Here is a 22935-nt window from a genome sequence, read left to right on the forward strand (position 1 = left end):
CGACGCGACCGCTTGATCTCTAATTCAGCCGGTCGCGCGGTGGGCGTCGATGACCTGCCCTTGCTGTGCCGACGCGGGCGCGGCGCCAGGACGCGCGACGCCGTAACGGAACTCGCTGAAGGCCAGCAGCAGCGCGAAAGCGACGAGCAGGGCACGCGCGAGACGCGCGAGCGGGCCGCAGACTAGCGGCGCTCGGTCGCTGCATGGGGAAGACAGGGGCGCGCAGCCGGTTTGCTGTCCCATGGCTGTCGACCTCAACCGCCCTGCAGCGGTATCGGGGTAGTCACGGGCGTCTTGAAAAACCGACTGGTTGGTATGTTTTCTGACACCATGCAAACCGAATAGGCCTCGGTGGCGGTGGTCGCGCCCTGCGCTTCTTGCGGCGCGCTGCCGTTGACCACGAACCAGGTCAGCGCGAATGCGATCAGCGCGGCGATGAGTCCGCCACCGATACCGGTACCCGTCGATGTGCTGTTGTGCTGCTGCATGTTCGTTCTCCTGACAGACCGTGTGGAATTCACCGACCGATTGGTCGGTCACCAGCCAAATTTTTTTAGCTCGGAACCTTCTTCAAGTTCTTCAGATAAGAGCTCAAGCCTTTGATGGATGAGCGAAAGATGCCGCAATCCTGCGCGTTCTTCGCCAACCCCACCGCGCCTTGAAGCGAGGCGATGATGAAATAAGCCACTTCGCCGGCATCGAAATCGTCGCGCAGCACGCCGCGCTGCTGGGCACCCGCCAGGGCATTCTGTATGCGCCGCTGCCAGACCCGGTAAATCTTCTCGATGCGCTGACGGAAGCCTTCATCCACCGGCGACATTTCCTGCGCCAAGTTATTGAGAGGGCAGCCACAAGTCAGTCGCATCCCAGACATTACCTGAGCTTCGGCCTCGAGCAGATCGCACAGGCCTTCGATTGGGTCCTCCTGGCTGAGGGCGGTATCCCAGGTGCTGCCGACGCGATTGAGAAGGACATCGTCGAGTACCGCGTAACCAAGCGCGAGTTTGCTCGGGAAATGGTGGTACAGCGCGCCCTTGGAGATGCCGAGCCTGGTGAGGATGTCGCACAGCGAGGCGGCTTGAAAGCCGACCCGGTACATTTCATCGGCCGCCGCCTCGAGGATTTTCTCGCGGGTGATCTCGGCTTTGATTTCGCGCTGTGTGACCATGGCTTGAAGTCTACCGACCGGTCGGTCGGTAATCAAGGCAAGGACGAAATTATTTTTCGAGCGCTGCCGTAACGCCTGCACAGGGCCGAATCAACGGCAGGCCGTGGCGTCGGATCGCGAGGGTGAAGCGAGGCACGAGAGCCTCTGACAGATCGCGGGCGCATCGCGCGGCCGCCGAGCGCCGCGCGTGATGAATCATGTACCTGCCATCACGGCTTGCGACTGTATTGCGCACCGACGCCATGGCACAGCGTGCCAATCACCGCGCCCACCGCGCCAAAGCAGAAGTGGGTGATGATGGGAAAGACCGCGCCGAAACGCAGCGTGCCGAGTTGAAGATCGAGGCCGTGCGCCAGCAGGTAGACGGTGATGGGTTTGAGCATGAAGGCCACGCCGCCGAGCAGGGCCGCCGCCGCCAGGCGACGCAGATGCGTCGCGCCCAACAGCCAGGCGGCGTCCACCACCAGCGCGCACAGCGCGTAGACCGGCGCCTGCGTGAGGCCGGCATGGGCGCCGTGGGTCAGCAGAGCGGTGCCGCCGATGTAACCGCAGGCCGAGCCGAGCGCCGCCCAGCGGGCCGGCGACCAATGCCGCGTCATCATCACGCCGGCCATCCACACCAAGCCGTAGTGGCCCGGCAGCTTGAGATGAAAATCCCAGGCCTGGTGTATCAGGGCCAGCAGCGCGCCGATGCCGAGCAGCGCGGCCGCATGCGCCAACCCGACGCTAGGGGCGGAAGGCTTTGATGCGCTGTTTGTCGGCGACGACGAAATCGACTGAGCCATTGCGATGCTTCTCCACGAATAACACTGACCGACCGGCGACGCGCACCGGGCGGGCCCAACCGCCGAGGTCGATGACGGCCTCGGCGGGCGCGGCGGCGCCTGCGCGCTCGCCGTCGAATTCCAATACGTCCTGCAGGCCGGTGGCCTCGCACAGCGCCGCCACCGTCATGGTGTCGGCGGCGAGCTCGCGTATGCGCGGCAACCAGATGTAACGCCCGTCGTCGCCCTGCAGGTACAGGCCGACGCCGGCCAGCGAGCCGATGATACCGCCATGGGTGCCCGTCAGTCCCTCCAGCAGGATGTCGGCCCGCGCGGCGGTCTCGCGCGCGATATCGCGATTGAGCACTTCGACCTTGGCGCGCAGGCCGTAATCGATCACGCGCCCGGCGGCGGCCACGCTCGCGATGCACAGGCCGATGTCCGCGCCGACCGCCGCCACTTCGAACAGGAACTGCCGGCAATAGGTGTGGATGTCGGCCAGCGAAGCACGCGCGCTGGTTTGCAGACAGGCCGAGCTGTTGTGCGAGGTATAGGGAATGCGCGGGTCGACCAGCAACTGGTGGCGCGTGATGCCATGTACCTCGGCCAGGCCGGCATCCGCCAAGCCCTGCGCCAGTGTACGGGCACGGTAGCCGGTGCCGCGGGTATCGAGGTTATCGGTGTCGTCGATACCGATAAGCATGTCGATGCGCGGGTCTACTGGTGGGTGCGTGACGCTTTGGTGCATGGCGGCCCTTGAATACCTGGCCGTATTGTCGACGATTGTCGCGTGGTGCGAAATGGTCACGGGCGAAATCACAGGAGCTTGATGTCGAAGCCCGCGTACAACAGGCGCCCCGCCTGCGGCAGGCCATAGGCTTGCTCGTAATCGGCGTCGAACAGGTTGTCGGCGCCGACGAACACCCGGATGCGTGGCCCGAGCAGCGGCCGTGCCACGCGCAGGTTGAACAGGGCATAGGGGTCGAGCATGCGTGTCCGCGGCAAACCCTGGCGCGAGAAGTAGTACTCGCCGCCAACGAACTGCATGGTGGCGCTGAGTTCGGTGTCGTCGGCGAAGCGTTCGCTGGCCATCATCGCCACCTTGTGCCGCGGGCGATATTGCATCTCGTCGCGAATGCTGGTGCTGGAGCGATCGCTGGCGTCGAGATAGGAATAGGACGCCTCGAGGCGGCTGCGCGCGTCCAGCCTCGCGCTGGCCGTGAGCTCGGCGCCATCGAAGCGAATGCGCTGGTTGTTGGCGAATTCCTCGGTGAGCGGGTCACGGTCGATGAAATTCCTGACGTCGCTGCGAAATATCGTCAGGCCGACATCCGCCCAGCGCCAGCCACCGTAATCGGCGCCGATCTCGTAGGTCATGGCGCGCTCCGGGGCGAGCGTCGGGTCGCCCGAGATGCTGTCGTACAGCTGCTGCACGGACGGCATGCGGATCTTGCGCGCGACGCCGGCGCGCACGCGCCAGTCGCGGCCGAGCGCGCGGCCCAGGCTCGCCGAGAAACTGCCTTCGAAAGCGCTGCTGCCGTCGTCCCGCTGCAGCCAGTGCTCGGCGTATCCCAACACCACGTCGATGGCGGCAATGGTCCTGAAATTGATCTCGAGCGCGCCGCTGGCGATGGTGAGATCGCGCGTCTGGTCGAAAGGGCGCAGGCCGAAAGAGACCTGTTCGAAACGCGTGGGCTGGCCGCCGCCCGAACCGTCGCCGCCACTGCCGCAGGCGCTGCCGGCCTTGGGTGCGGTGATCGGCTTGACCGGATCGGGCGGCTTGGGACCGGTCAAGGCGGTGGCACTGGTGGGCGCGACCAGGAACACGGCCAGACCGCCAGGCCCACCGGTCGGTGGCTCCGACGGCCCCCAGAAACCGCTGGCGTCGACCTGTCGCAGTTCCAGCGCGGCGTAGGCGGGCGGGCGTCCGCCGGTGCTGGTGGCGGAGAATCTCAAGAGCTCGGCGAGCCGCGCATGGGAATAGCTCCACAGCGCCGTTTCGCCGTCGACCAACGGGTCGGCCGCGCCACCGGCGCCGCCCGGGCGCTGCCATCCGATCTGAGTTCGAAAGTGATAGTTGTTGATGATGTCGCCGAGCCCGGGCGCGGCGAAACCATTGGCATTGGCGCCGTTCGAGCCCTGGCTGGCGGGGTTGCGCACGAACTGCCAGTCGCTGATGTCGAGGTCCTGGTCGGGCAGCAGGTACAGGCGCGACACGTACATTTGCGCAATCGGCGGGCCGGAGCCGCCTTGCGTGAAGAAGTTTTCCGCGGCGAGGCTGCGCAGACTGAAATCGACGCCGCCCTGGGCGTTGTTGGTCATGGTCAGGCGCGCAATGGCCTGGTTGTCGCCGGCGCTGTTGGTGGCGCCGTAGTTGTTGGTCGCGAGGTAATTGAAATCCAGCGTCGCGCTGGTGGCGTTGGTCAGGGGATCGGGCGTCGGCGCCGGCGGCGGCGGTGGCGGCAGATGCGGAATGTCACGCGTCATGCAGTCCTGGGTGATGTGTTCATGGCGCGCCTCGAGCATGAACTTGATGGCGCCACCGTAATCGTGCTCGAAGCTGAGTTCGTTGTGCACGCCCACCACCCGCGAGTCGGAGTTTTCCCTGAACGTGCCGCGCACGTGCACGTCGTCGAGCGTGGGCGCGAACGGGTCGCTGTAGCGATTGGTGTTCTCGTCCAGCGTGTTGATGTAAGCCCAGGCGCGATCCGACAGGCGGCCGCCCGGCGTCCACGCCAGGCTGAGCTGGCCGGTCACGGTCTCCTGGTCGTCCACCCGTTGCCAGCGCGGGCGGTTGGCGAAGGCGTCGCTGATGTCGTCGACCACCGTGCCGGGTGCGCCATAGCCGCCGCGCGCGTAGGTGAAGTTGCCGCCGAGTTCGAAGCTCGGGTTCACCTGGTGGTAGAAATTGAGATAGGCATTGTTGCGTTCGCGATCGCTGTTGGCGCGCAGGCCGCCATGTTCCAGCGAGGTCTTGTCGAAGCCGCCCGCCAGCGGGAAGCCATCGCGCGCGTTGCGCCCACCGGCCACGAACACGCCGCTGTCGCCATCGCCCCACGCGTAGCTGCCGCTGACGCGATGGAAATCGCCGCCGCCGTATTCGGCATGGGTGGTAGCGGATTGTCCCTGCTCGGCCTGGCGCGTGATGACGTTGATGACCGCCGCCACCGCGCCGTCGCCGTACATGGTCGAACTGGCGCCGGTGGTCAGCTTGATGCGCGCGATGTTCTCACTGGGGATGAGGGTCGGATCGAATTGGCCGTCGAAGGTGTTGCCGAAAGGCACGCCATTCAACAGCAGTTTGACGTGTCGCGTGCGGAAGCCACGCACGTCGATGCGTGGACTGCCGTTGCCGCCGGTGCGCACGTTCACGCCCGGCAGCAGCGCCAGCGCCTCGTCGAGGGTGCGCGCGCCGCGGATCTCGATGTCCCGCGCATCGAGCTGATACACCGTGCCGACCTGCTCGACCGTCGGCTTGCGTGCGCTGACCACCACCTCGTTGAGGGCCGCGGCATCGCCGCCCAGGGCCGGGCGCGCGAGCAGGCCGATGAGCATCCCCAACGCGGCGCGCCGTGCCGCGCTGGCGATGCATAGTGGTTGATGCCTGCACATGATGTCTTTAGCGCGGGAGCGGACTGTGTCAGATTAAGCGTTTATTTGAACACGCTTTTCCTGGCGTGTGCTGTTGTTGAAATAAGTAATGATAAGCATATTAAACGACACGGGCAGCGGCCATGTATGCCACCGCCGTGAGTTCCTGGCACGGCCAACCAAGGCCTGCGGCCAGGAGGGCGGCTGGCATCGCCCCAATGCGCATGGGAAGGCATGAGATGGACATGAAAATCGGCCTCGGACTGACCTGGCATATCGATCTCGACGGCCAACGCTACGCCATTGAAGCTCTGCTGTTTGAACTCCTGGAAGCCGTCGACAAGGGCGGCCATCTCAATTTCGCGGCCAACGCCACCGGCGTGTCCTATCGCCACGCATGGGGCCTAATGCGCACCTGGGAGGAGCGGCTCAAGCTGCCCCTGCTGGACCTGCAGCGAGGTCGAGGCGCGACCTTGACGGCGAGCGGGCGCGCCTTGTTGGCCGCACGTGCCCAGGCCGTCACGCACACGCAGAGCGCCCTGGCCCAGGCCGCGACGCAGGCCACCTCGCTGCTGGCGCCGACTCTCGATAACGTGCGCGCGATGGTGCGCATCGCCTCCAGCAACAGCGAACTCATCAATGGCCTGGTCGACGCGCTGCGCGCCGCGCAGTGGCAGGTCGTGATCGATGTGCTGGGCAGTGAAGCGGCCTTGCACCGCTACCAGCGCGGCGAAGTGGACGTGGCCGGTTTCCACCTGCCGCTGGGCGAACTCGGCCGCACGGTCGGCATGGCCCTGACCGCCATGCTCGATGACGCACGCGACCAGGTCTTCCTGCTGGAATTGCGTTCGCTGGGCCTGATGTCGCGTCCCGAGCGGCCGCTCGACGAGTTGGAGGAACTCTGCCGTGACGGCGTGCGCTTCATCAATCGCCAGCCGGGTTCGGGCACGCGCCTGGTGTTCGACGGGCTGCTGGGTGCGCGCGGCATCGCGCCGGGCACCATCGCCGGCTACCGCAACGAGGAATACACCCACTCGGCGGTGGCGGCGATGGTCGCCAGCGGCAGCGTCGATGCCGGCTTCGGTACCGCCAGCGCGGCGGCGAGGTTCGCGCTCGCCTTCAAGCCATTCGTGCAGGAGCGTTTCTATCTGTGCATGCGGCGCGGCGCGGCGCGCGAACTCGGCGAGGCGGTGGAGAACTATGTGCAGGCAACGCTGGCGAGCGGTCAACGCCCGCCGGCGGCCAGTGAGATCCAGCCCAGCGTGGGCCTGTTGAGGCGCCTGCACAATCCCATGTAGGCGCCTCGCGGCAGCGGATTACTTCAAGACCTTGGCGCAGGACTCCAGGAAGTATTCCAGGTTGGCGTTGTTGATGCCCGCCACGTTGATGCGGCTGGAACCGACCATGTAGATGCCGCATTCCTTCTGCAGGCGCGTGACCTGCTCGGGCGAGATGCCGAGGAAGGAGAACATGCCGCGCTGCTTCTGGATGAAGCTGAAGTCCTGCCCGACAGCCTTCGCCAGGCGCTCCGCCAGCACGTTGCGCAGGCCGTTGATGCGTTCGCGCATCTCGTCCAGTTCCTTGACCCACGCCACGTTCAAGGCTTCGTCGCCGAGGATGATCTCGACCAGCGCGGCGCCATGCGCCGGCGGCATCGAATAGCTGGTGCGCACCACGGAGTCGATCTGGCTCTGCACCTTGCCGACCTCGGCGTGGCTCTTGGTGACTATCTGCAGCGCGCCGACGCGCTCGCGGTAGAGGCCGAAGTTCTTCGAGTACGAACTCGCGACCAGCAACTCGGGGCACGCGTCGGCCATGATGCGCAGGCCCATGGCGTCGTCGTCGAGACTGTCGCCGAGGCCCTGGTAGGCAAGGTCGATATAGGGCGTCAAGCCCCGCTCGCTGCAGATCTTCGCGATCGCCTGCCAGTCTTCACGTTGCGGATCGACACCCGACGGGTTGTGACAGCAACCGTGCAACAGCACCAGGTCACCGGACGGCACCTTGGCCAGCGCGCCCAGCATGGCCTCGGTGTTGAGACCGCGGGTCTGCTTGTCGTAGTAGGGATAGGTTTCGATCTTGATGCCGGCGCTGCCGAGCAGCGGCACGTGGTTGGCCCAGGTCGGATCGCTGACCCAGATGGTGGCATCGGGGCGTGCGCGCTTGACCAGTTCGGCGCCCATGCGCAGCGCGCCGCAGCCGCCGGGGGTCTGCACACCGGCCACGCGCTTGTCTTTCAGCACCGTGTGGTTGGCGCCGAACATGAGCTTGCGCACCAGCTCGTTGAAGCCGGGGGTGCCGGGCGGGCCGATGTAGGTCTTGGTGGTCTCGGTGGCGAAGCGGCGGCGCTCGGCTTCGGTCACGGTCTTCAGGATCGGGGTATTGCCTTGCTCGTCGCGGTATACGCCGACGCCCAGATCGATCTTCTGCGCGCGGGGATCGTCACGGAACGCGGCCGTCAGGCCGAGGATGGCGTCGGGGGCCAAGGCTTCCAGGGTTTCGAACATGGCTTTATGAGACTCCAGGCTCACGGCTCTAGGGAATGAGGCGCGCGAATATACCACGGGCCCCGCGCTTCGGACCGGCGCGCGGACGAGACGGACTGGCGTCAGTGTTCGAAGCAGCGTTGTGCGGCGGAGGCGGCGCGCAGGGCGTCGAGATCGGCTTGCAGCTGCGGGCGTTTCTGCTGTTCGCGGAATTGCTGCACGGTGCGGAACGGCAGGTAGGCGAAGGCCGGCATCCACACGGTGCCGAGCAGCGCACTGGTGCGTATGCGTGGGTCGCCCATGAAGTCGGTCGGATTGGCGTCGACCTGGCCACGCATGAGGGCCACGCGGCGGTTGTAGAGCGTGGCGCAGTCGAGGTTGGTCGGCATCACCGCCTGCGGCGCGGGATTGCCGAGGGCGAGGTCGCGGGCATCGCGCGCGCGTTCCTTGACGAACTGTTTGACCTGCACCGGCTCGACGGCGTCGAGCGTCGTAACCGGCGGCTCGCCTGCGAGCGCATGGGCCATCGGCGCGAGCAGGCTCATGCCGATGACGATGGACAATAAACGTGAGCACATGGTCGGACCCCTCCGCTACCTCACGGGTGTCGGCCGGCGGGGCGCCGACTTGAGCGGCGCCTCAGGGTCTGGGAGCGGGCGCCGGTTCGATGTACAGAAAGGACAGGCCGCCCGAAGCGCCGAGGCCGCGGCTCGATTCCAGCGCCACCGGCTGCAGGCCGACGTTCTTGGCGCCGCCGCCGAACAGCGCCTTGGCGCCAAGACCCAGGCCGGCCGCCGCCGACACTTCGCCACCGACGTACCTGCCGGCCAGCGCGTTGGAGCCGGGCGCGATGTCCTTGGACGCGGACAGCACCGTGAACGCCATGCGCTCGTCGCGGCGGAAGCTCAAATCGACGCCGAGCGCGATGCCGGTCTCGCCGACGTAGTGCTCGGCGGCGCCGCCCTTGGTGTAGTCGCAGGTCACGTCGGCGGTCGAGCGCACCACGAGATTGACGCGGCTGCCGGGCACCACGGTGCAGGTCAACAGACCGACTTCGAGTCCGGGCGCCTGGGCGCCCGCGCTCGAACACTGCAGCGTGCCGCCGAGCAGCACGGACAAGGCGAGGGACGACGATCGTTTCATCATGGGCTCCGTGGATGGCGGCGGCTTCGATTCTCGCAACCACGCTTCGCGCTTGTCCATCACGTAGCGTTCCGCATCACTGGTCTTCGATGACTGTTTTTATATACAGTATTCGTCCCATGAGCCATTGCCGTGTCGTCCCATGCCCAGCGCGCCCCTGCCTGCCTATGCCGAGCTGCATGCCGTCAGCAATTTCACTTTCCTGCGCGGCGCTTCGCATCCCGAGGAACTGGTGCGCGAAGCCCACAGGCTCGGCTACCGCGCGCTGGCCCTGACCGACGAATGCTCGCTGGCGGGCGTGGTGCGCGCCCATGTCGTCGCGCGTGAACTCGACTTCAAACTCATCGTCGGCACCGAGCTGCATCTCGACGACGGCTTGCATGTCCTGCTGCTGGCCGACAGCCTGCGCGCCTACCAGCGCATTGCCACGCTCATCACGCGCGGCCGACGGCGGCAGCGCAAGGGCGCCTACGCGCTCAATCGCGAGGATCTCGAACTGCTGAGCGACGCCGGCCTCGTCATCTTCCTGCCGCGTCCGGACGACCACGACGAGGAGGCGATGGCGTGGCTGGCGGCGCGTTTCGGCGGGCGACTGTGGGTGGGCGTGGGCCTGTTCTACAGCGGCTACGATCATGTGCTGCTGGCCCATGGCGAAGCACTCGCGGCGCGCCATGGGCTGCCGCTGGTGGCGACCGGCAATGTGCACATGCATGTCCATGCGCGCCAACCGCTGCAGGACACCCTGACCGCCATCCGCCACGGCGCCACGGTCATGACGGCGGGCAGGCTGCTGTTCGCCAATGGCGAGCGTTACCTGCGGCCGCGCGAGCGCCTGGCGCGCATCTACCCGGCGACCTTGCTGGCGGAAACGGTACAGGTCGCCGCGCGCTGCCAGTTCACGCTGGCGGAACTGCGCTATCGCTACCCGGCGGAACTGGTGCCGACGGGCATCACGGCGAGCGCCCACCTGCGCGCCCTGACCGAGGCCGGCATGCGCAGGCGCTGGCCCGACGGCGTGGCGGCCAAGGTGCGCACCCAGGTCGAACATGAACTGGCTCTCATCGTCGAGCTCGGCTACGAGGCGTTCTTCCTGACCGTGCACGACATCGTGGTGTTCGCGCGCGGGCGCGGCATTCTGTGCCAGGGGCGCGGCTCGGCGGCCAATTCGGCGGTGTGTTTCTGCCTCGGCATCACCGAGGTCGACCCGGCGCGCATGGACATGCTGTTCGAACGTTTCATTTCCAAGGAGCGCAACGAGCCGCCGGACATCGACGTCGATTTCGAGCACGAGCGGCGCGAGGAAGTGCTGCAATACATCTACGCCAAGTACGGCCGCGAACGCGCGGCGCTGGCCGCCACCGTCATCACCTACCGCCTGCGCAGCGCGGTGCGCGATGTCGGCAAGGCGCTCGGCATGAGCGTCGAACAGGTTGAGCGCCTGTCGGGCAATCTCTACTGGTGGGACAAGGGCAACGACATGGGGCAACGCCTGCGCGAAGTGGGCTTCGATCCCGACAACCCGATCATCCGCCGCGTGGTGATGCTGGTGGCGGAGATCCTGGGCTTTCCCCGTCATCTCTCGCAGCACGTCGGCGGCTTCGTGATCTCCGATCAGCCGCTGTCGGAACTGGTGCCGATCGAGAACGCCGCGATGGCCGACCGCACGGTCATCCAATGGGACAAGGACGACCTCGATGCGCTGGGCCTCTTGAAAGTCGATTGCCTGTGCCTCGGCATGCTGAGCGCTCTTCGGCGCAGCTTCGATCTCATCCAGGACTTCGATGGCCGACGGTTGAGCATGGCCGGCATTCCCGCCGAAGACCCCGCGACCTATGAAATGATCCAGCACGCCGACACCGTCGGCGTGTTCCAGATCGAATCGCGCGCGCAGATGGTGATGCTGCCGCGCCTGAAACCGCGCTGTTACTACGACCTCGTGATCGAAATCGCCATCATCCGTCCGGGCCCGATACAGGGCGAGATGGTCCATCCCTACCTGCGCCGGCGTAACGGCGAGGAAGCGGTCGAATACCCGAGCGAGGAGGTGCGTGGCGTGCTGGAACGCACGCTCGGTGTGCCCTTGTTCCAGGAGCAGGTCATCAAGCTCGCGATGGTGGCGGCCGGCTTCACGCCCGGCGAGGCCGATCACCTGCGTCGCTCGATGGCGGCCTGGAAGCGCAGCGGCGGGCTCGAGCATTTTCGCCAGCGCCTGCTGGACGGCATGCGTGAGCGCGGCTACCAGGAAGCGTTTGCCGAGCGCATCTTTCACCAGATAGAAGGTTTCGGTGAGTACGGCTTCCCGGAATCCCATTCGGCGAGCTTCGCGCTGCTGGCCTATGTCTCCGCGTGGCTGAAACGCCACGAGCCGGCGGCCTTCCTGGCCGCGCTCCTGAACAGCCAGCCGATGGGTTTCTATGCGCCCGCGCAGTTGATCCGGGATGCCGTGCGCCATGGCGTCGAAGTGCGCGCCGTCGATGTACTGGCCAGCGAATGGGATTCGACGCTCGAGGAGCGTGCGCCCGGCGCGCGCCAGGCGGTGGTGCGGCTGGGCCTCGGACGCATCAAGGGCATGCAGGCGGAGGCCGCCGCGCGCATCGTCGCCGCGCGCGGGCAGGGGCCGTTCATCGATGTCACCGATCTCGCGCGTCGTGCCGGACTGGATCGGGGCACGGTACGGGTCTTGTCCCAGGGCGGCGCGCTCGCCACCCTGGTCGGCAATCGCCACCATGCCTCGTGGGCCGCGCTTGGCGTCGAGACGCCGCTCGCGGTGCTGCCCGAGGCGCGTATCCGCGAGGCGGCGCCGCTGTTGCGCACGCCCGGCGAGGGCGAGGACATCGTCGCCGACTATGCCAAGCTCGGCTTCACCCTCGGCCGCCATCCCCTGGCCTTGCTGCGCGACCATCTGCGCCGTCGCCAGTGCCTCTCGGCCGCCGACATCGCCGCCGCCGAACCCGGCCAGCGCATCCGTACCGCCGGCCTCGTCATCAGCCGCCAGCGGCCGGGCACCGCCACCGGCGTGGTGTTCGTCACCCTCGAGGACGAGACCGGCATCATCAATCTCATCGTGTGGTCGACCCTCGTCGAGGCCCAGCGCCGTGAGTTGCTGCACGCGCGGCTGCTCGGCGTGGTGGGCGAAGTGCAAAGGGATGGCGAGGTCGTGCATGTCATCGCGCAACGCCTGTCGGACCATTCGCCGCTGCTCGGGCAACTCATGGCGGCGTCGCGGGATTTCCACTGAAAGCTTGGGAAGCTCTGAATAAGCGTAGCGAGCATGGCCGCGCGCTAGGAGCCGCGCAGAGAGCGACGAGACATATCAGCCAGATAGGCGAGGAGCGAGCGAGCACGCGACAACGCGCGCGGTCAGCGCAGTAGCTTAATCAGTGATTCCCTTGTCGCGGGACAAGCCCGGCCCCGGCCGCCTGCCTTACATCGGGGGCGGATTCCAGTACAATCGCGGCCCCTTATTGCGCTGCCGCAAATGCATGAGAAGAGAGATGCAGAAACCAGCAAACAAACCCGCCAATCCCTGTTTTTCCTCCGGACCCTGCCCCAAGCGGCCGGGTTGGGAACCGGCCGTGCTGGCCAAGGCCCTGGTCGGCCGTTCCCACCGTTCCAAGCCCGGCGCCGCGCGCCTCAAGGCCGCCATTGACGAGACCCGCGCCGTGCTCGGCGTGCCGGCCGACTATCGCATCGGCATCGTCGCCGGTTCCGATACCGGCGCGGTCGAAATGGCGCTGTGGAGCCTGCTCGGCCCGCGCGGCGTCGACGTGCTGGCCTGGGAAAGCTTCGGCTCGGAGTGGGTGACCGACGTCATCGACGTGCTCAAGGTCGCCAATGCCCGCAAGATGGTCAGCGCCTACGGCGAACTGCCCGATCTGACCCAGGTCGATTTCAACAACGACGTGGTGTTCGTGTGGAACGGCACGACCTCGGGCGTGAAGCTGCCGAACGGCGACTGGATCCCCGACGACCGCGCCGGCCTCACCATCTGTGACGCGACCTCGGCGGCCTTCGCCATGCCGCTGCCGTGGTCCAAGCTCGACGTCACGACCTTCTCCTGGCAGAAGGTGCTGGGCGGCGAAGGCGCCCATGGCGTCATCATCCTCTCGCCGCGCGCCGCCGAGCGTCTGGTCACCTACACGCCGCCGTGGCCGCTGCCCAAGCTGTTCCGCCTCGCCAAGAAGGGCAAGCTCGACGAAGCGGTGTTCGAGGGCGCGACCATCAACACGCCGTCCATGCTGTGCGTGGAAGATTATCTCGATGCATTGCGCTGGGCGGCCGGCCTCGGTGGGCTCGATGCGCTGTGCCAGCGTTCGGCGGCCAACCTCGCGGTGCTCGACGCCTGGGTGGCGAAGACCCCGTGGGTGGAATTCCTGGCCGCCAAGCCGGCCGAGCGTTCCAACACCTCCATCTGCCTGAAGGTGGTCGCCGACTGGTTCCTGAAACTGTCGGAAGACGCGCAGGCCGATTTCACCAAGAAGCTCTCGGCGCTGCTCGAAGCGGAAGGCGTGGCCTACGACATCAACGGCTATCGCAACGCTCCGCCCGGCCTGCGCATCTGGGGCGGCGCGACGGTGGAAGCCAGCGACCTCGCGGCGCTCACGCCGTGGCTGGACTGGGCCTACGCAGAACTTGCCGCCAAGCACACCGGCGCCTGAGCGCCTGACGGAGTAACACCATGTACAAGGTTTTTGTCGCCGACAAGCTGTCGGCCGAAGGCATCGCCGCCCTCAAGCAGTACCCGGAGATCGAAATCGATTTCGCCGCCGGCCTGTCGGTCGCCGACGCCATTCCCCACGCCGCCGCCGCCGATGCCATCATCGTGCGCAGCGCCACCAAGATCAAAGGCGAGCTGCTGGCCGCCGCGACCAAGGTCAAGGTCATCGGCCGCGCCGGCATCGGCGTCGACAACGTCGACCTCGACGCCTGCACCGAGCGCGGCATCGTGGTGCTGAACACCCCCGACGCCAACGCCACCACCACCGCCGAGCTCGCCATCGCGCACCTGTTCTCGCTGTGCCGCAGCCTGCCCGCCGCCGACGCCTCGGTGCGTGCCGGCAAGTGGGAGCGCAACAGCATGGTCGGCACCGAGGTGTCGGGCAAGACCATCGGCATCGTCGGCTTCGGCACCATCGGCCGCCTGTTCGCCGAACGCGCGCGCGGCCTGAAGATGCGTGTCATCGGTTTCGACCCCTTCGTCACCGAGGCCACGTTCACCGAGTACGGCGTGGAGAAGGTCGACCTCGACACGCTGGTGACGACGGCCGATTTCATCACCCTGCATTGCCCGGTCACCAAGGACACCCGCGGCCTGTTGAGCCGCGAGCGCCTCGCGTCGATGAAGAAGGGCGCGCGTCTCATCAACTGCGCGCGCGGTGGCCTGGTCGACGAAGCGGCGCTGATCGAACTGGTGGCATCGGGCCATCTCGCCGGCGCCGCGCTCGACGTGTTCGAGGAAGAGCCGCCGCCGGCTGATTCGCCGTTGTTCAAACAGCCCGGCATCCAGTTCACGCCGCACTTGGGCGCCTCGACCGAAGAAGCGCAGATCGCCGTCGGCATCGAGATCGCGCACCAGGTAGCCGCGTTCCTGATCCGGGGCGAAGTCATCAACTCGGTCAACGTGCCGAGCATGGCGCCCGAGAAGCTCGCCAAGCTGTCGCCCTACATGGATCTCGCGCGCAAGCTCGGTCGCCTGTTGTGCCGCATGACGGAAGAGCCCCTGAGTTCGGTGGAGGTCGGCGTGTTCGGCGCCGCCGCCAACTTGAGCACCCATCCGATCGCGAGCGCGGCGATGGTCGGCATGCTGTGCGAGCACCACGCGGTGCCGGTCAACCAGATCAATGCCATCCACCTCGCCCGTCGCCAGGGCATCACGGTCACCGAGACCAGCTCGGCCGACTCGCGCGATTACGTGTCGCTGGTGCGCATCACGGCCAAGAACGGCAAGCAGACCCTGTGCCTCGAGGGCACGCTGTTCGACGAACGTCACCCGCGCCTGGTGCGCGTCAATGACTACGAAGTCGAGTCGGCGCTGGAAGGGCAGTTGCTGTTCACCCGCCATGCCGACAAGCCGGGTGTGATCGGCGCGCTGGGTGAGATCCTCGGCCGCGCCGGCATCAATATCTCGCGCATGCAGGTGGGCGTGGCCAAGGGCAGTGACCGCGCGATCGCGGTGGTCGGCGTGTCACAGGCGCTGGAGCAGGCCACGCTGGACCAGCTGACGGCCATCGCCGCGGTGGACAAGGTGCTGCAGGTCGGGTTCTAGTCGCCCAGGCGGCGCGCAATGCGCCGCCTTTTGCGATATGTGCTGCGGACAAATCGCGGCGTGACGTTGCCGCGGCTTCGATGTGCGAATGAATTCGCACCCACATGCCCCGATGTCGACCTTGTAGGTGCGAATTCAATCGCACACCCCAGGTGCCGGGATCGAATTCAGGCCGCCAAATCGTCGTCTTCTTCTTCGAGTTCCAGGCCCAAAGGCGTAGCCGCCACGAAATTCGCCGCGGGCAGCTTGGCTACCAGGGTTTTGAGCTGGGTGACCGCGCCTTGCCAGTCGACGGCGTTTTCACCGGCACGTTGTGCGGAACAGGCGTGGATGGCGGCGAGTGCTTCGCTGGTGGCGCCGCCGTTGCAGGCCATCTTGAGCAGCATCATTGCTTGCGCTTTCGCGTTTGAATCAAGTCCCTTCATGGTCGCTCCTTGTCGATTCCGCTACGGCCGCGTGGGTTGGGCGGTCGCGCCGAATTCTCCGTTGGTCATGCAGGTGGCGGCGGGTGACCGCCACGGCAATCGATCGGCCGCGGGCTGGAGCACATCATGTGCGCAGCGCTCGCGGTCGGTTGCGCGGGCTATTTCGCCCGACGCTATACCGCTTCGTATGGTACGAATCCGCCCCCGTGGGCAGCAAAATTCTTGCTGTCGCAAACGGGGGCGAGTGTGTAAAAGATTATGGCTGTGCCTGGCGGATTTGATTCAGCTCAAAAACGGAAGATGCCGTAACCCTGTTGGCCGAGCGGCGCATTCAGCGCCGCGCTGATCGACATGCCGAGTGCGTTGCGCGTATCGACCGGGTCGACGATGCCGTCGTCCCACAGTTCCGAGGTTGCGTAGTAGGCCGACATCTGGTGCTGGTAGGCTTCCAGGGTCTCGCGGTAGACGCGATCGAGTTCACTCTGCTCGACTTTCTCGCCACGACGCTCGAGCTGCCGGAGTTTCACTTCCGAGAGCGTCTTGGCCGCCTGTTCGCCGCCCATGATGCCGATGTTGTGGTTGGGCCACGAGAACAGCATGCGCGAATCGTAGGCGCGGCCGCACATGCCGTAGTTGCCGGCGCCGAAGGAGCCGTGGCACATGACAGTGAATTTCGGCACGTGCGAGCCGACCTGCGCCATGATCATCTTGGCGCCGTCCTTGGAGATGCCGCGCGCTTCGTATTCGCGGCCGACCATGTAGCCGGTGATGTTCTGCAGGAACACGATGGGCGTGTTGTTCTGGTTGCACAGCTCGATGAAGTGCGCGCCCTTCAAGGCGCTGTCGTTGAACAGCACGCCGTTGTTGGCGAGGATGCCGACCTTGAAGCCCCAGATGTTGGCGAAGCCGCACACCAGGGTCGTGCCGTAGGCCGGCTGGTATTCATGGAAGCGGCTGCCGTCGACGATGCGCGCGATCACTTCGCGCATTTCGAACGAGCGCTTGATGTCGTTCGGAATGATGCCGTACAGCTCGTCGGGGTCGTAGTAGGGCGGCTCGACGGCGTCGCGCTGCAGGTTCCATTTCGGCGTGTGTTCCCACTGCGCGACTATTTCGCGGCCAATCGCAATCGCTTCTTCCTCGGTCGAGGCCGGGTAGTCGCAGGTGCCGCTGATCTGGGTGTGCAGATCGCAGCCGCCGAGTTGATCGGCGGTGACGATTTCACCGGTCGCGGCCTTCACCAGCGGCGGACCGGCGAGGAACACCGCGCCGGTGCCGCGCACGATCACCGAGTAGTCGGACAGCGCCGGGATGTAGGCGCCGCCGGCGGTGCAGTGTCCGAACACCAGGGCCAGCTGCTTGACGTTCATCTTCGACAGCACGCTCTGGTTGCGGAACATGCGGCCGGCCATGTACTTGTCCGGGAACAGCTCGGACTGCAAGGGCAGGAAGCCGCCGGCGCTGTCGCACAGGTGGATCACCGGCAGCCGGTTCTCGATCGCCATGTCCAGCACGCGCACGATTTTCTTGACCGTCAGCGGATACCAGGCGCCGCCCTTGATGCTCGAATCGTTGGCGTTGATGATGACTTCGCGGCCCTGCACCATGCCGATGCCGGTCACCACGCTGGCGCTGGGCGCCTCGCCGTCATAGGCCATGTTGGCGGCCAGTGTCGAGAACTCCAGGAACGGCGTGCCCGGATCCAGCAGCTTCTCGATGCGCTCACGCGGCATCATCTTGCCGTGGTTGGCGAGGCGCTCGATGTCCTTCTGCGGGCGGTCGAAGCGCGCCGCGCGTTGCTTCTCGTGCAGTTCGCGCGCCAGGCCACGGTTGTGCGCGTAGTAGCGGCGGAATTCCGCCGAGCCGGTCTGAATGGTGGATTGGATGCGTGGCATCTCAGGACTCCGCGTGCAAGGAAATGAGTTGAGCGCCCTTGTCGAAAGTCTGGTTGACCTCGACATGCACCGCTTCGACCACGCCGTCGCGTGGCGCGACGATGTTGATCTGCATCTTCATCGACTCGATGACGATCAGCACGTCACCGGCCGACACATGGGCGCCGACGCTGGCGTTGACCGCCACCACCACGCCCGGCATGTCGGCGCGCAGCGTGTCGTCGCCGCCGGCATGGTGCTGGGCGGCGGTGATCGCGTCTTCATAACCGACCGAAAAGCTGCGGTTGCCGATGCGCAGGTGGATGCGATTGCCTTCCCAGGTGCGCCACACCTGGTAGCTGCGACCATCGACGGTCAACAGCGCGCATTCCTCGTTGATGGCGCCGGATTCGCTGACGGTGTGGGCGATGCCGTCGACCGTCAACACCAGTTCCGGGTTGCGCTCGGCGATGCTGACACCGTGCTCGGTGCCGTCCAGGTTGAAACTGTATTCGAGTGCCATGACTAGTTCCGCCAGCCGCCGATGGAGGCGTAAGGTTCAGGGGTTTCGTAGACCAGGCGGCGGAAATCGCTGACGCCCAGGGCCGCGGCAATCAGCAATGCCGCGCGGTCGGTGTCATCCAGCGCCGCGGGCGCGAGATCGGCCGCGTGCTCGGTGATGAAACCGGTATGCAATTGACCGGCGCGGAACGCCGCGTGACGCAGCACCGTACCGAGGTAGTCGATGTTGTTGCTGACGCCGAGCAGCACGAAGTCGTCCAGCGCCTGCACGATGCCGTCGACCGCCGCGTCGCGCGTGGCGCCGTGGCAGACGAGCTTGCCGACCATCGAATCGAAGGCGGCGGTGATGGCCTGCCCCTGGCGGATGCCGCCGTCGAAGCGCACGCCTTCGCCGTCGGGAATGCGCAGCAGCTGCGCGACGCCAGTGGCGGGACGGAATTCATGTTCCGGTTCTTCGCAGCAGATGCGGCATTCGATGGCGTGGCCGCGCTGCTTGATGTCGGCCTGCTTCCACGGCAGGCCAAGGCCCGCCGCGACGCGCAGCTGCGCCTCGACGAGATCGACGCCGCACACCATCTCGGTGACCGGATGCTCGACCTGCAGGCGCGTGTTCATTTCCAGGAAGTAGAACTCGCCGTCCGGCGCAAGAATGAATTCCACGGTGCCGGCGTTGCGGTACTTGGCGCTGGCCGCCAGTTCCACCGCCGCCTTGCAGATGCGATCGCGCAGTGCTTTCGGCATGCTCGGCGCCGGCGATTCCTCGATGATCTTCTGGAAGCGGCGCTGCACCGAGCATTCACGTTCGAACAGGTGCACGACATTGCCCTGGCCGTCGCCCATCACCTGCACTTCGATGTGACGCGGGCGCTCGATGTAGCGCTCGGCGTAGACGCGGCCGTCGGCGAAATAGCGTTCCGCTTCGCCCATGGCGGTGCGCGCCTTGGCCGCCAGTTCACCGCTGCTGCGCACGATGCTCATGCCCTTGCCGCCGCCGCCGGCGGCGGCCTTGATCAGCAGCGGGAAGCCGATCTTCGAGGCCTGCTCGACGAAGCTGTCCAGATCGCCTTCCTGCTTGACGCTGGGCGAGACCGGCACGCCGGCCTTCACCGCGAATTCGCGCGAGTGGATCTTGTCGCCCATGAGGCGGATGACTTCCGACTGCGGACCGACGAAGGCGAGGCCGGCATTCTCCACCGCCTCGGCGAACTTCGCGTTCTCCGACAGGAAGCCGTAGCCCGGGTGGATGCATTGCGCGCCCTGGGCCTTGGCGATGTCCAGCAGTTGCGGGATGTCGAGATAGCCGGCGGTCGGCACATCGGCCACCAGCTCGACGGCGACATCGGCCAGCTGCACATGGGGTGCGTGGCGGTCTTCGTGGTGGTAGACGGCGATGGTGCGCAGGCCGAGCTTGCGCGCGGTACGGATCACGCGGCAGGCGATTTCACCGCGATTGGCGACGAGGATGCTGTCAAACATGGATGAGTCTGTCGTTGTTTTTGAGCGGGCAGCGGGCGCAGGTCCGCGCTGCGGTTAGCGGGCGAGTATACCGTCTTTGGCGGCCCATTCGGCAGGTACCGTCACGGGCAGGTCGAGCAGCATCTGGGCATGGGCCTTGCCCTGCGGGTCGTGGCGCAGCGACGCCACGCCGCCGCCGCCGAGCGCGCGTTCGAGCACGAAGTTGAAGCCATCGAGCCCCGGCCACGGGTAACGCGTCACCGGCCCGGCCGCGAGATGGGCGAACCACGCGCCGACCGCGTCGCTGCTCAATTGCGCGGCCAGCAGTGGCACGAATTCCGGGCGCCGCGCCAGCACGCCGATGTTGACGCGGTCGCCCTTGTCGCCGGAGCGGGCATGGGCGAGGGCGCGTAGCGGAACATCGATGCCGGCGGTGACGTGCCGCGCGGGTGTATCGTCGGCGACCGTCGCGGCGTGGCCCGCCGTGCCCGCGGGCGCCGGCACCGGGATGCGCGTGTCGCCGAGCAACACCTCGATGTCGATGGTCGCTTTCGGCACCAGGCACGAGTAAAGGCGGATCACCGGCTGCACGTTGGGACGCCCGCCGGCGAAACCGGTCAGTCCCTGGGCCATGGCGGTGGCGGCCGGAAAGATCTCGCGCGCGAAGATCTCGAGCGCTTTCTTGTCCGCGTGGGCAACGCCGATCTTGACCACCACCTCGCGAGTGTCGCCATGGCGTGCGTGGGGTCCATAGGTGCTCTCGGCGCCGAGCAGCTCCACCGACACTTCGCGGTAATCGCCAAAGCCGCGTTCGCCGAACATGCGCCGCGTGCGGGCCAGGATGGCGTCCGCCACGCGCTGGCCTTTGCGCGCGGCATCCACGCCGCCGATCATCATGGTGGCGGTGGCGCGATAGCCGTCGGCATGGGTGGCCGAGACCTTGTAGCTGTCGCTGGGCGTGTGCCCGCGCGCACCGCTCACCTCGACCCGGTCGACGCCCACCTCGCGCACCGCGATGCGGGAAAAATCGCAGCATACGTCGGGCAGCATGTAATGGGCGGGATCGCCAATCTCGTAGACGATTTGCTCGGCGACGGTGGCGCGCGAGATGAGGCCGCCGGTGTGCGCGGGCTTGCTGATGACGAAGCTGCCATCGGCGCGGCACTCGGCGATTGGAAAGCCCATGTCGTCCCAGCCCGGCACCTGTTCCCAGTCGGTGAACAGGCCGCCCGTGCATTGCGTGCCGCATTCGATGATGTGCCCGGCCAGCGAACCGGCCGCAAGCAGGTCGTAGTCGTCGCTGCGCCAGCCGAACTCGTGCATCAGCGGGCCGAGTACCAGCGCGCTGTCGACACAGCGGCCGGTGATGACGACGTCGGCGCCGGCAGCCAGCGCGGCGGCGATGGGCGTGGCGCCGAGGTAGGCATTGATGCTGGCGAGCCTGGCCGGCAACGGTGCGCCGCTGTCCATCTCGCGCAGGCCCGATGCGCGCAGTGTGTCGGCCGCGGCGGACAGGTCGTCGCCGAGCACCGCTGCCACGCGCAGGCCGACGCCGGCCTCGGCGGCCACCTGTTCCAGCGCCGCCTTGCAGGCCAGCGGATTGACGCCGCCGGCGTTGGTCACGACCTTGATACCCTGGCGAGCGATCTCGGCGATGAGCGGCTTCATGACCGCCGACACGAAGTCGGTGGCATAGCCGGCCGCGGCGTCGCCGGCCTTCATGCGTGCGAGTATCGACATGGTGATCTCGGCCAGGTAGTCCATCACGAGGTAATGGATATCGCCGTGATGCACCAGTTGCGCCGGCCCCGCCGCGCTGTCTCCCCAGAAGCCGGCGCCGCAGCCGATGCGCACCACCGGCATTGCCGTCGTGCCGTTCATTTGCCCGGCCATTGCGGCGCGCGCTTCTCGTTGAAGGCGGCGAAGCCCTCGCGGGCGTCTTCGGTCATGGCCATGATCGGCAGCATGAGCTGGGTGTATTCGAAGGCCTTGTCGAGCGGCATGTCCTCGATGGCGCGGAATGCCTGCTTGCCGAGCTTGATGGCGGTCGGCGACTTGTCGGCGATGCGCGAAATCAACCAGTCGAGCTTGGCGTCGAGTTCGGCGGCCGGCACCACGTAGTTGACGATGTCCATGGCCAGCGCCTCGGCGGCCGAGAACGACTCGCCGGTGGTGGCGATTTCATACAGCTTGCGCCGCGGAATGATGCGCATCATGTAGGACAGGATCATCATCGGAAACAGCCCCAGGCGTGATTCCGGCACGCCGAACTGCGCGGCATCGGTGCTGATGGCCATGTCGCAGGCGCACACCAGGCCCAGCCCGCCGGCCAGGGCATGGCCGTTGACGCGCGCGATGACCGGCAGGCCGCAGCGCTCGAGACGGCGGAACAACTGGATGACGTAGTGCCGCGGATTGGCCGGGTCGATGACGAAGGGCGTGCCGTCGGCGCCGGGCTTGAGATCGCCGCCCGCGCAGAACACCTTGTCGCCGCTGCCGGTCAGCACCACCACCCGCACGCCGGGGCTGGCCTCGGCCTCGTCGATGGCCGCCGCGATGCCGGCGCACACCTCTTCGTTCAGGGCATTGCGCCGCTCCGGTCGATTGATGGTGATGCGCAGCACCGCGCCATCGCGGTCGCTCTTAACCACGTCATTCATGCGAGATCTCCCCAAAGAATGCGGCTGGCGGGCGCGCCCGCCGCGCGGCCGGCGTGGCAGGTGGCGCTCCGCCGTGCGTGTACTAGAGTTGATGATACCAAGCAGCCATCAAGGGCGGGGAGGTGACTATGCTGACGGTGGGCCAGTTGTTGGATGGCAAGGGGCGGCAGGTATGGTCGGTGCAGGTGGACTCGACGGTGTTCGAGGCCCTGCGCGTGATGGCGCACAAGGACATCGGCGCCTTGCTGATACTCGACGGCGAATCGGTGGTCGGCATCCTCAGCGAACGCGACTACGCGCGCAAGATTGCGCTCGAAGGGCGCGCCTCGCGCTACACGCCGGTGACCGACATCATGTCGCGCCAGGTGCTCTCGGTGTCACCCCGTCACACCGTGCACGAATGCATGGCGTTGATGACGGCGCACAAGGTGCGGCACCTGCGGGTGCTGGAACAGGGGCGGGTGCTGGGCATCATCTCCATCGGCGACCTGGTCAAGTCCATCATCGCGGAACAGGAATTCGTCATCGAACAGATGACGCATTACATCGCCGGCACCATGGCCTGAGCGCGCGAGCGGCGGT

20 protein-coding genes are annotated in these 22935 nt (G+C 66.6%); 5 read left to right on the plus strand and 15 right to left on the minus strand.

The window, feature by feature from the left end:
- Nucleotides 1-24: 24 nt before the first annotated feature.
- The 6 genes from IPM80_00195 to IPM80_00220 all read right to left on the minus strand — a co-directional run bounded on the left by IPM80_00195 (nt 25) and on the right by IPM80_00220 (nt 5493).
- The gene (locus IPM80_00195) at nt 25-243 is read right to left on the minus strand and encodes a hypothetical protein (protein MBK8956863.1); all 219 of its coding nucleotides are present in this window, start codon (nt 241-243) and stop codon (nt 25-27) included.
- A gap of 11 nt (nt 244-254) precedes the next feature.
- Nucleotides 255-488 (minus strand): hypothetical protein, encoded by a 234-nt coding sequence (locus IPM80_00200; protein MBK8956864.1) that lies wholly within the window; start codon nt 486-488, stop codon nt 255-257.
- Between the two features lie 65 nt (nt 489-553).
- Nucleotides 554-1168: a TetR/AcrR family transcriptional regulator gene (locus IPM80_00205; protein MBK8956865.1), complete on the minus strand. Its 615-nt coding sequence runs from the start codon at nt 1166-1168 to the stop codon at nt 554-556.
- Between the two features lie 209 nt (nt 1169-1377).
- Nucleotides 1378-1887: a hypothetical protein gene (locus IPM80_00210; GenBank protein ID MBK8956866.1), complete on the minus strand. Its 510-nt coding sequence runs from the start codon at nt 1885-1887 to the stop codon at nt 1378-1380.
- A gap of 7 nt (nt 1888-1894) precedes the next feature.
- A complete protein-coding gene (locus tag IPM80_00215) occupies nt 1895-2635 on the minus strand; it encodes an ABC transporter substrate-binding protein (protein MBK8956867.1) in 741 nt (246 codons plus the stop codon).
- A gap of 113 nt (nt 2636-2748) precedes the next feature.
- Complete coding sequence (locus tag IPM80_00220) at nt 2749-5493, minus strand: TonB-dependent receptor plug domain-containing protein (protein MBK8956868.1); 2745 nt, start codon at nt 5491-5493, stop codon at nt 2749-2751.
- Nucleotides 5494-5768: 275 nt separating this feature from the next.
- On the opposite strand from IPM80_00220, the gene IPM80_00225 reads away from it, so the two are divergent.
- Entirely contained in the window at nt 5769-6821 is a 1053-nt protein-coding gene (locus tag IPM80_00225; GenBank protein ID MBK8956869.1) for a helix-turn-helix transcriptional regulator, read from the plus strand.
- 18 nt (nt 6822-6839) lie between these two features.
- Here IPM80_00225 and IPM80_00230 read toward each other — a convergent pair whose 3' ends face one another.
- The 3 genes from IPM80_00230 to IPM80_00240 form a co-directional block, all read right to left on the minus strand.
- Nucleotides 6840-8030, minus strand: coding sequence for an aspartate/tyrosine/aromatic aminotransferase (locus IPM80_00230; protein ID MBK8956870.1), 1191 nt, complete (start codon nt 8028-8030; stop codon nt 6840-6842).
- A 101-nt stretch (nt 8031-8131) separates the two neighbouring features.
- On the minus strand, nt 8132-8587 hold the full coding sequence (locus tag IPM80_00235) for a hypothetical protein (GenBank protein MBK8956871.1): 456 nt from the start codon (nt 8585-8587) through the stop codon (nt 8132-8134).
- 61 nt (nt 8588-8648) lie between these two features.
- A complete protein-coding gene (locus tag IPM80_00240) occupies nt 8649-9152 on the minus strand; it encodes a DUF992 domain-containing protein (protein ID MBK8956872.1) in 504 nt (167 codons plus the stop codon).
- A 142-nt stretch (nt 9153-9294) separates the two neighbouring features.
- Here IPM80_00240 and IPM80_00245 point away from each other — a divergent pair, with 142 nt between their 5' ends.
- The 3 genes from IPM80_00245 (at nt 9295) to IPM80_00255 (ending at nt 15417) form a co-directional block, all read left to right on the plus strand.
- Entirely contained in the window at nt 9295-12390 is a 3096-nt protein-coding gene (locus IPM80_00245) for an error-prone DNA polymerase (protein ID MBK8956873.1), read from the plus strand.
- 244 nt (nt 12391-12634) lie between these two features.
- Nucleotides 12635-13810 (plus strand): phosphoserine transaminase, encoded by a 1176-nt coding sequence (locus tag IPM80_00250; GenBank protein ID MBK8956874.1) that lies wholly within the window; start codon nt 12635-12637, stop codon nt 13808-13810.
- A 20-nt stretch (nt 13811-13830) separates the two neighbouring features.
- A complete protein-coding gene (locus IPM80_00255; GenBank protein MBK8956875.1) occupies nt 13831-15417 on the plus strand; it encodes a phosphoglycerate dehydrogenase in 1587 nt (528 codons plus the stop codon).
- Nucleotides 15418-15584: 167 nt separating this feature from the next.
- On the opposite strand, the gene IPM80_00260 is transcribed toward IPM80_00255, so the two are convergent.
- The 6 genes from IPM80_00260 to IPM80_00285 all read right to left on the minus strand — a co-directional run bounded on the left by IPM80_00260 (nt 15585) and on the right by IPM80_00285 (nt 22353).
- Nucleotides 15585-15842 (minus strand): hypothetical protein, encoded by a 258-nt coding sequence (locus IPM80_00260; GenBank protein ID MBK8956876.1) that lies wholly within the window; start codon nt 15840-15842, stop codon nt 15585-15587.
- A gap of 287 nt (nt 15843-16129) precedes the next feature.
- The gene (locus IPM80_00265; GenBank protein MBK8956877.1) at nt 16130-17737 is read right to left on the minus strand and encodes a methylcrotonoyl-CoA carboxylase; all 1608 of its coding nucleotides are present in this window, start codon (nt 17735-17737) and stop codon (nt 16130-16132) included.
- A 1-nt stretch (nt 17738) separates the two neighbouring features.
- Nucleotides 17739-18239, minus strand: coding sequence for a biotin/lipoyl-binding protein (locus tag IPM80_00270; protein ID MBK8956878.1), 501 nt, complete (start codon nt 18237-18239; stop codon nt 17739-17741).
- Between the two features lie 2 nt (nt 18240-18241).
- Nucleotides 18242-19714: an ATP-grasp domain-containing protein gene (locus IPM80_00275; protein ID MBK8956879.1), complete on the minus strand. Its 1473-nt coding sequence runs from the start codon at nt 19712-19714 to the stop codon at nt 18242-18244.
- 54 nt (nt 19715-19768) lie between these two features.
- The gene (locus tag IPM80_00280) at nt 19769-21556 is read right to left on the minus strand and encodes a DUF1446 domain-containing protein (protein ID MBK8956880.1); all 1788 of its coding nucleotides are present in this window, start codon (nt 21554-21556) and stop codon (nt 19769-19771) included.
- Nucleotides 21557-21570: 14 nt separating this feature from the next.
- Nucleotides 21571-22353 carry an enoyl-CoA hydratase/isomerase family protein gene (locus IPM80_00285; GenBank protein ID MBK8956881.1) on the minus strand — a complete coding sequence of 261 codons (783 nt, stop codon included), beginning with the start codon at nt 22351-22353 and terminating at the stop codon, nt 21571-21573.
- Nucleotides 22354-22481: 128 nt separating this feature from the next.
- On the opposite strand from IPM80_00285, the gene IPM80_00290 reads away from it, so the two are divergent.
- Nucleotides 22482-22919 carry a CBS domain-containing protein gene (locus IPM80_00290; protein ID MBK8956882.1) on the plus strand — a complete coding sequence of 146 codons (438 nt, stop codon included), beginning with the start codon at nt 22482-22484 and terminating at the stop codon, nt 22917-22919.
- Nucleotides 22920-22935: the final 16 nt, after the last annotated feature.

The sequence above is a fragment of the Pseudomonadota bacterium genome (genome assembly GCA_016719885.1).
Taxonomy (GTDB): domain Bacteria; phylum Pseudomonadota; class Gammaproteobacteria.

Excerpts from the sequence above, each read along its gene's own strand:
- IPM80_00195 (MBK8956863.1), bottom strand. The coding sequence starts at position 243 with ATGGGACAGCAAACCGGCTGCGCGCCCCTGTCTTCCCCATGCAGCGAC.
- IPM80_00200 (MBK8956864.1), bottom strand. The coding sequence starts at position 488 with ATGCAGCAGCACAACAGCACATCGACGGGTACCGGTATCGGTGGCGGA.
- IPM80_00205 (MBK8956865.1), bottom strand. The coding sequence starts at position 1,168 with ATGGTCACACAGCGCGAAATCAAAGCCGAGATCACCCGCGAGAAAATC.
- IPM80_00215 (MBK8956867.1), bottom strand. The coding sequence starts at position 2,635 with ATGCTTATCGGTATCGACGACACCGATAACCTCGATACCCGCGGCACC.
- IPM80_00225 (MBK8956869.1), top strand. The coding sequence starts at position 5,769 with ATGAAAATCGGCCTCGGACTGACCTGGCATATCGATCTCGACGGCCAA.
- IPM80_00230 (MBK8956870.1), bottom strand. The coding sequence starts at position 8,030 with ATGTTCGAAACCCTGGAAGCCTTGGCCCCCGACGCCATCCTCGGCCTG.
- IPM80_00235 (MBK8956871.1), bottom strand. The coding sequence starts at position 8,587 with ATGTGCTCACGTTTATTGTCCATCGTCATCGGCATGAGCCTGCTCGCG.
- IPM80_00240 (MBK8956872.1), bottom strand. The coding sequence starts at position 9,152 with ATGAAACGATCGTCGTCCCTCGCCTTGTCCGTGCTGCTCGGCGGCACG.
- IPM80_00245 (MBK8956873.1), top strand. The coding sequence starts at position 9,295 with ATGCCCAGCGCGCCCCTGCCTGCCTATGCCGAGCTGCATGCCGTCAGC.
- IPM80_00250 (MBK8956874.1), top strand. The coding sequence starts at position 12,635 with ATGAGAAGAGAGATGCAGAAACCAGCAAACAAACCCGCCAATCCCTGT.
- IPM80_00255 (MBK8956875.1), top strand. The coding sequence starts at position 13,831 with ATGTACAAGGTTTTTGTCGCCGACAAGCTGTCGGCCGAAGGCATCGCC.
- IPM80_00260 (MBK8956876.1), bottom strand. The coding sequence starts at position 15,842 with ATGAAGGGACTTGATTCAAACGCGAAAGCGCAAGCAATGATGCTGCTC.
- IPM80_00265 (MBK8956877.1), bottom strand. The coding sequence starts at position 17,737 with ATGCCACGCATCCAATCCACCATTCAGACCGGCTCGGCGGAATTCCGC.
- IPM80_00270 (MBK8956878.1), bottom strand. The coding sequence starts at position 18,239 with ATGGCACTCGAATACAGTTTCAACCTGGACGGCACCGAGCACGGTGTC.
- IPM80_00275 (MBK8956879.1), bottom strand. The coding sequence starts at position 19,714 with ATGTTTGACAGCATCCTCGTCGCCAATCGCGGTGAAATCGCCTGCCGC.
- IPM80_00280 (MBK8956880.1), bottom strand. The coding sequence starts at position 21,556 with ATGCCGGTGGTGCGCATCGGCTGCGGCGCCGGCTTCTGGGGAGACAGC.
- IPM80_00285 (MBK8956881.1), bottom strand. The coding sequence starts at position 22,353 with ATGAATGACGTGGTTAAGAGCGACCGCGATGGCGCGGTGCTGCGCATC.
- IPM80_00290 (MBK8956882.1), top strand. The coding sequence starts at position 22,482 with ATGCTGACGGTGGGCCAGTTGTTGGATGGCAAGGGGCGGCAGGTATGG.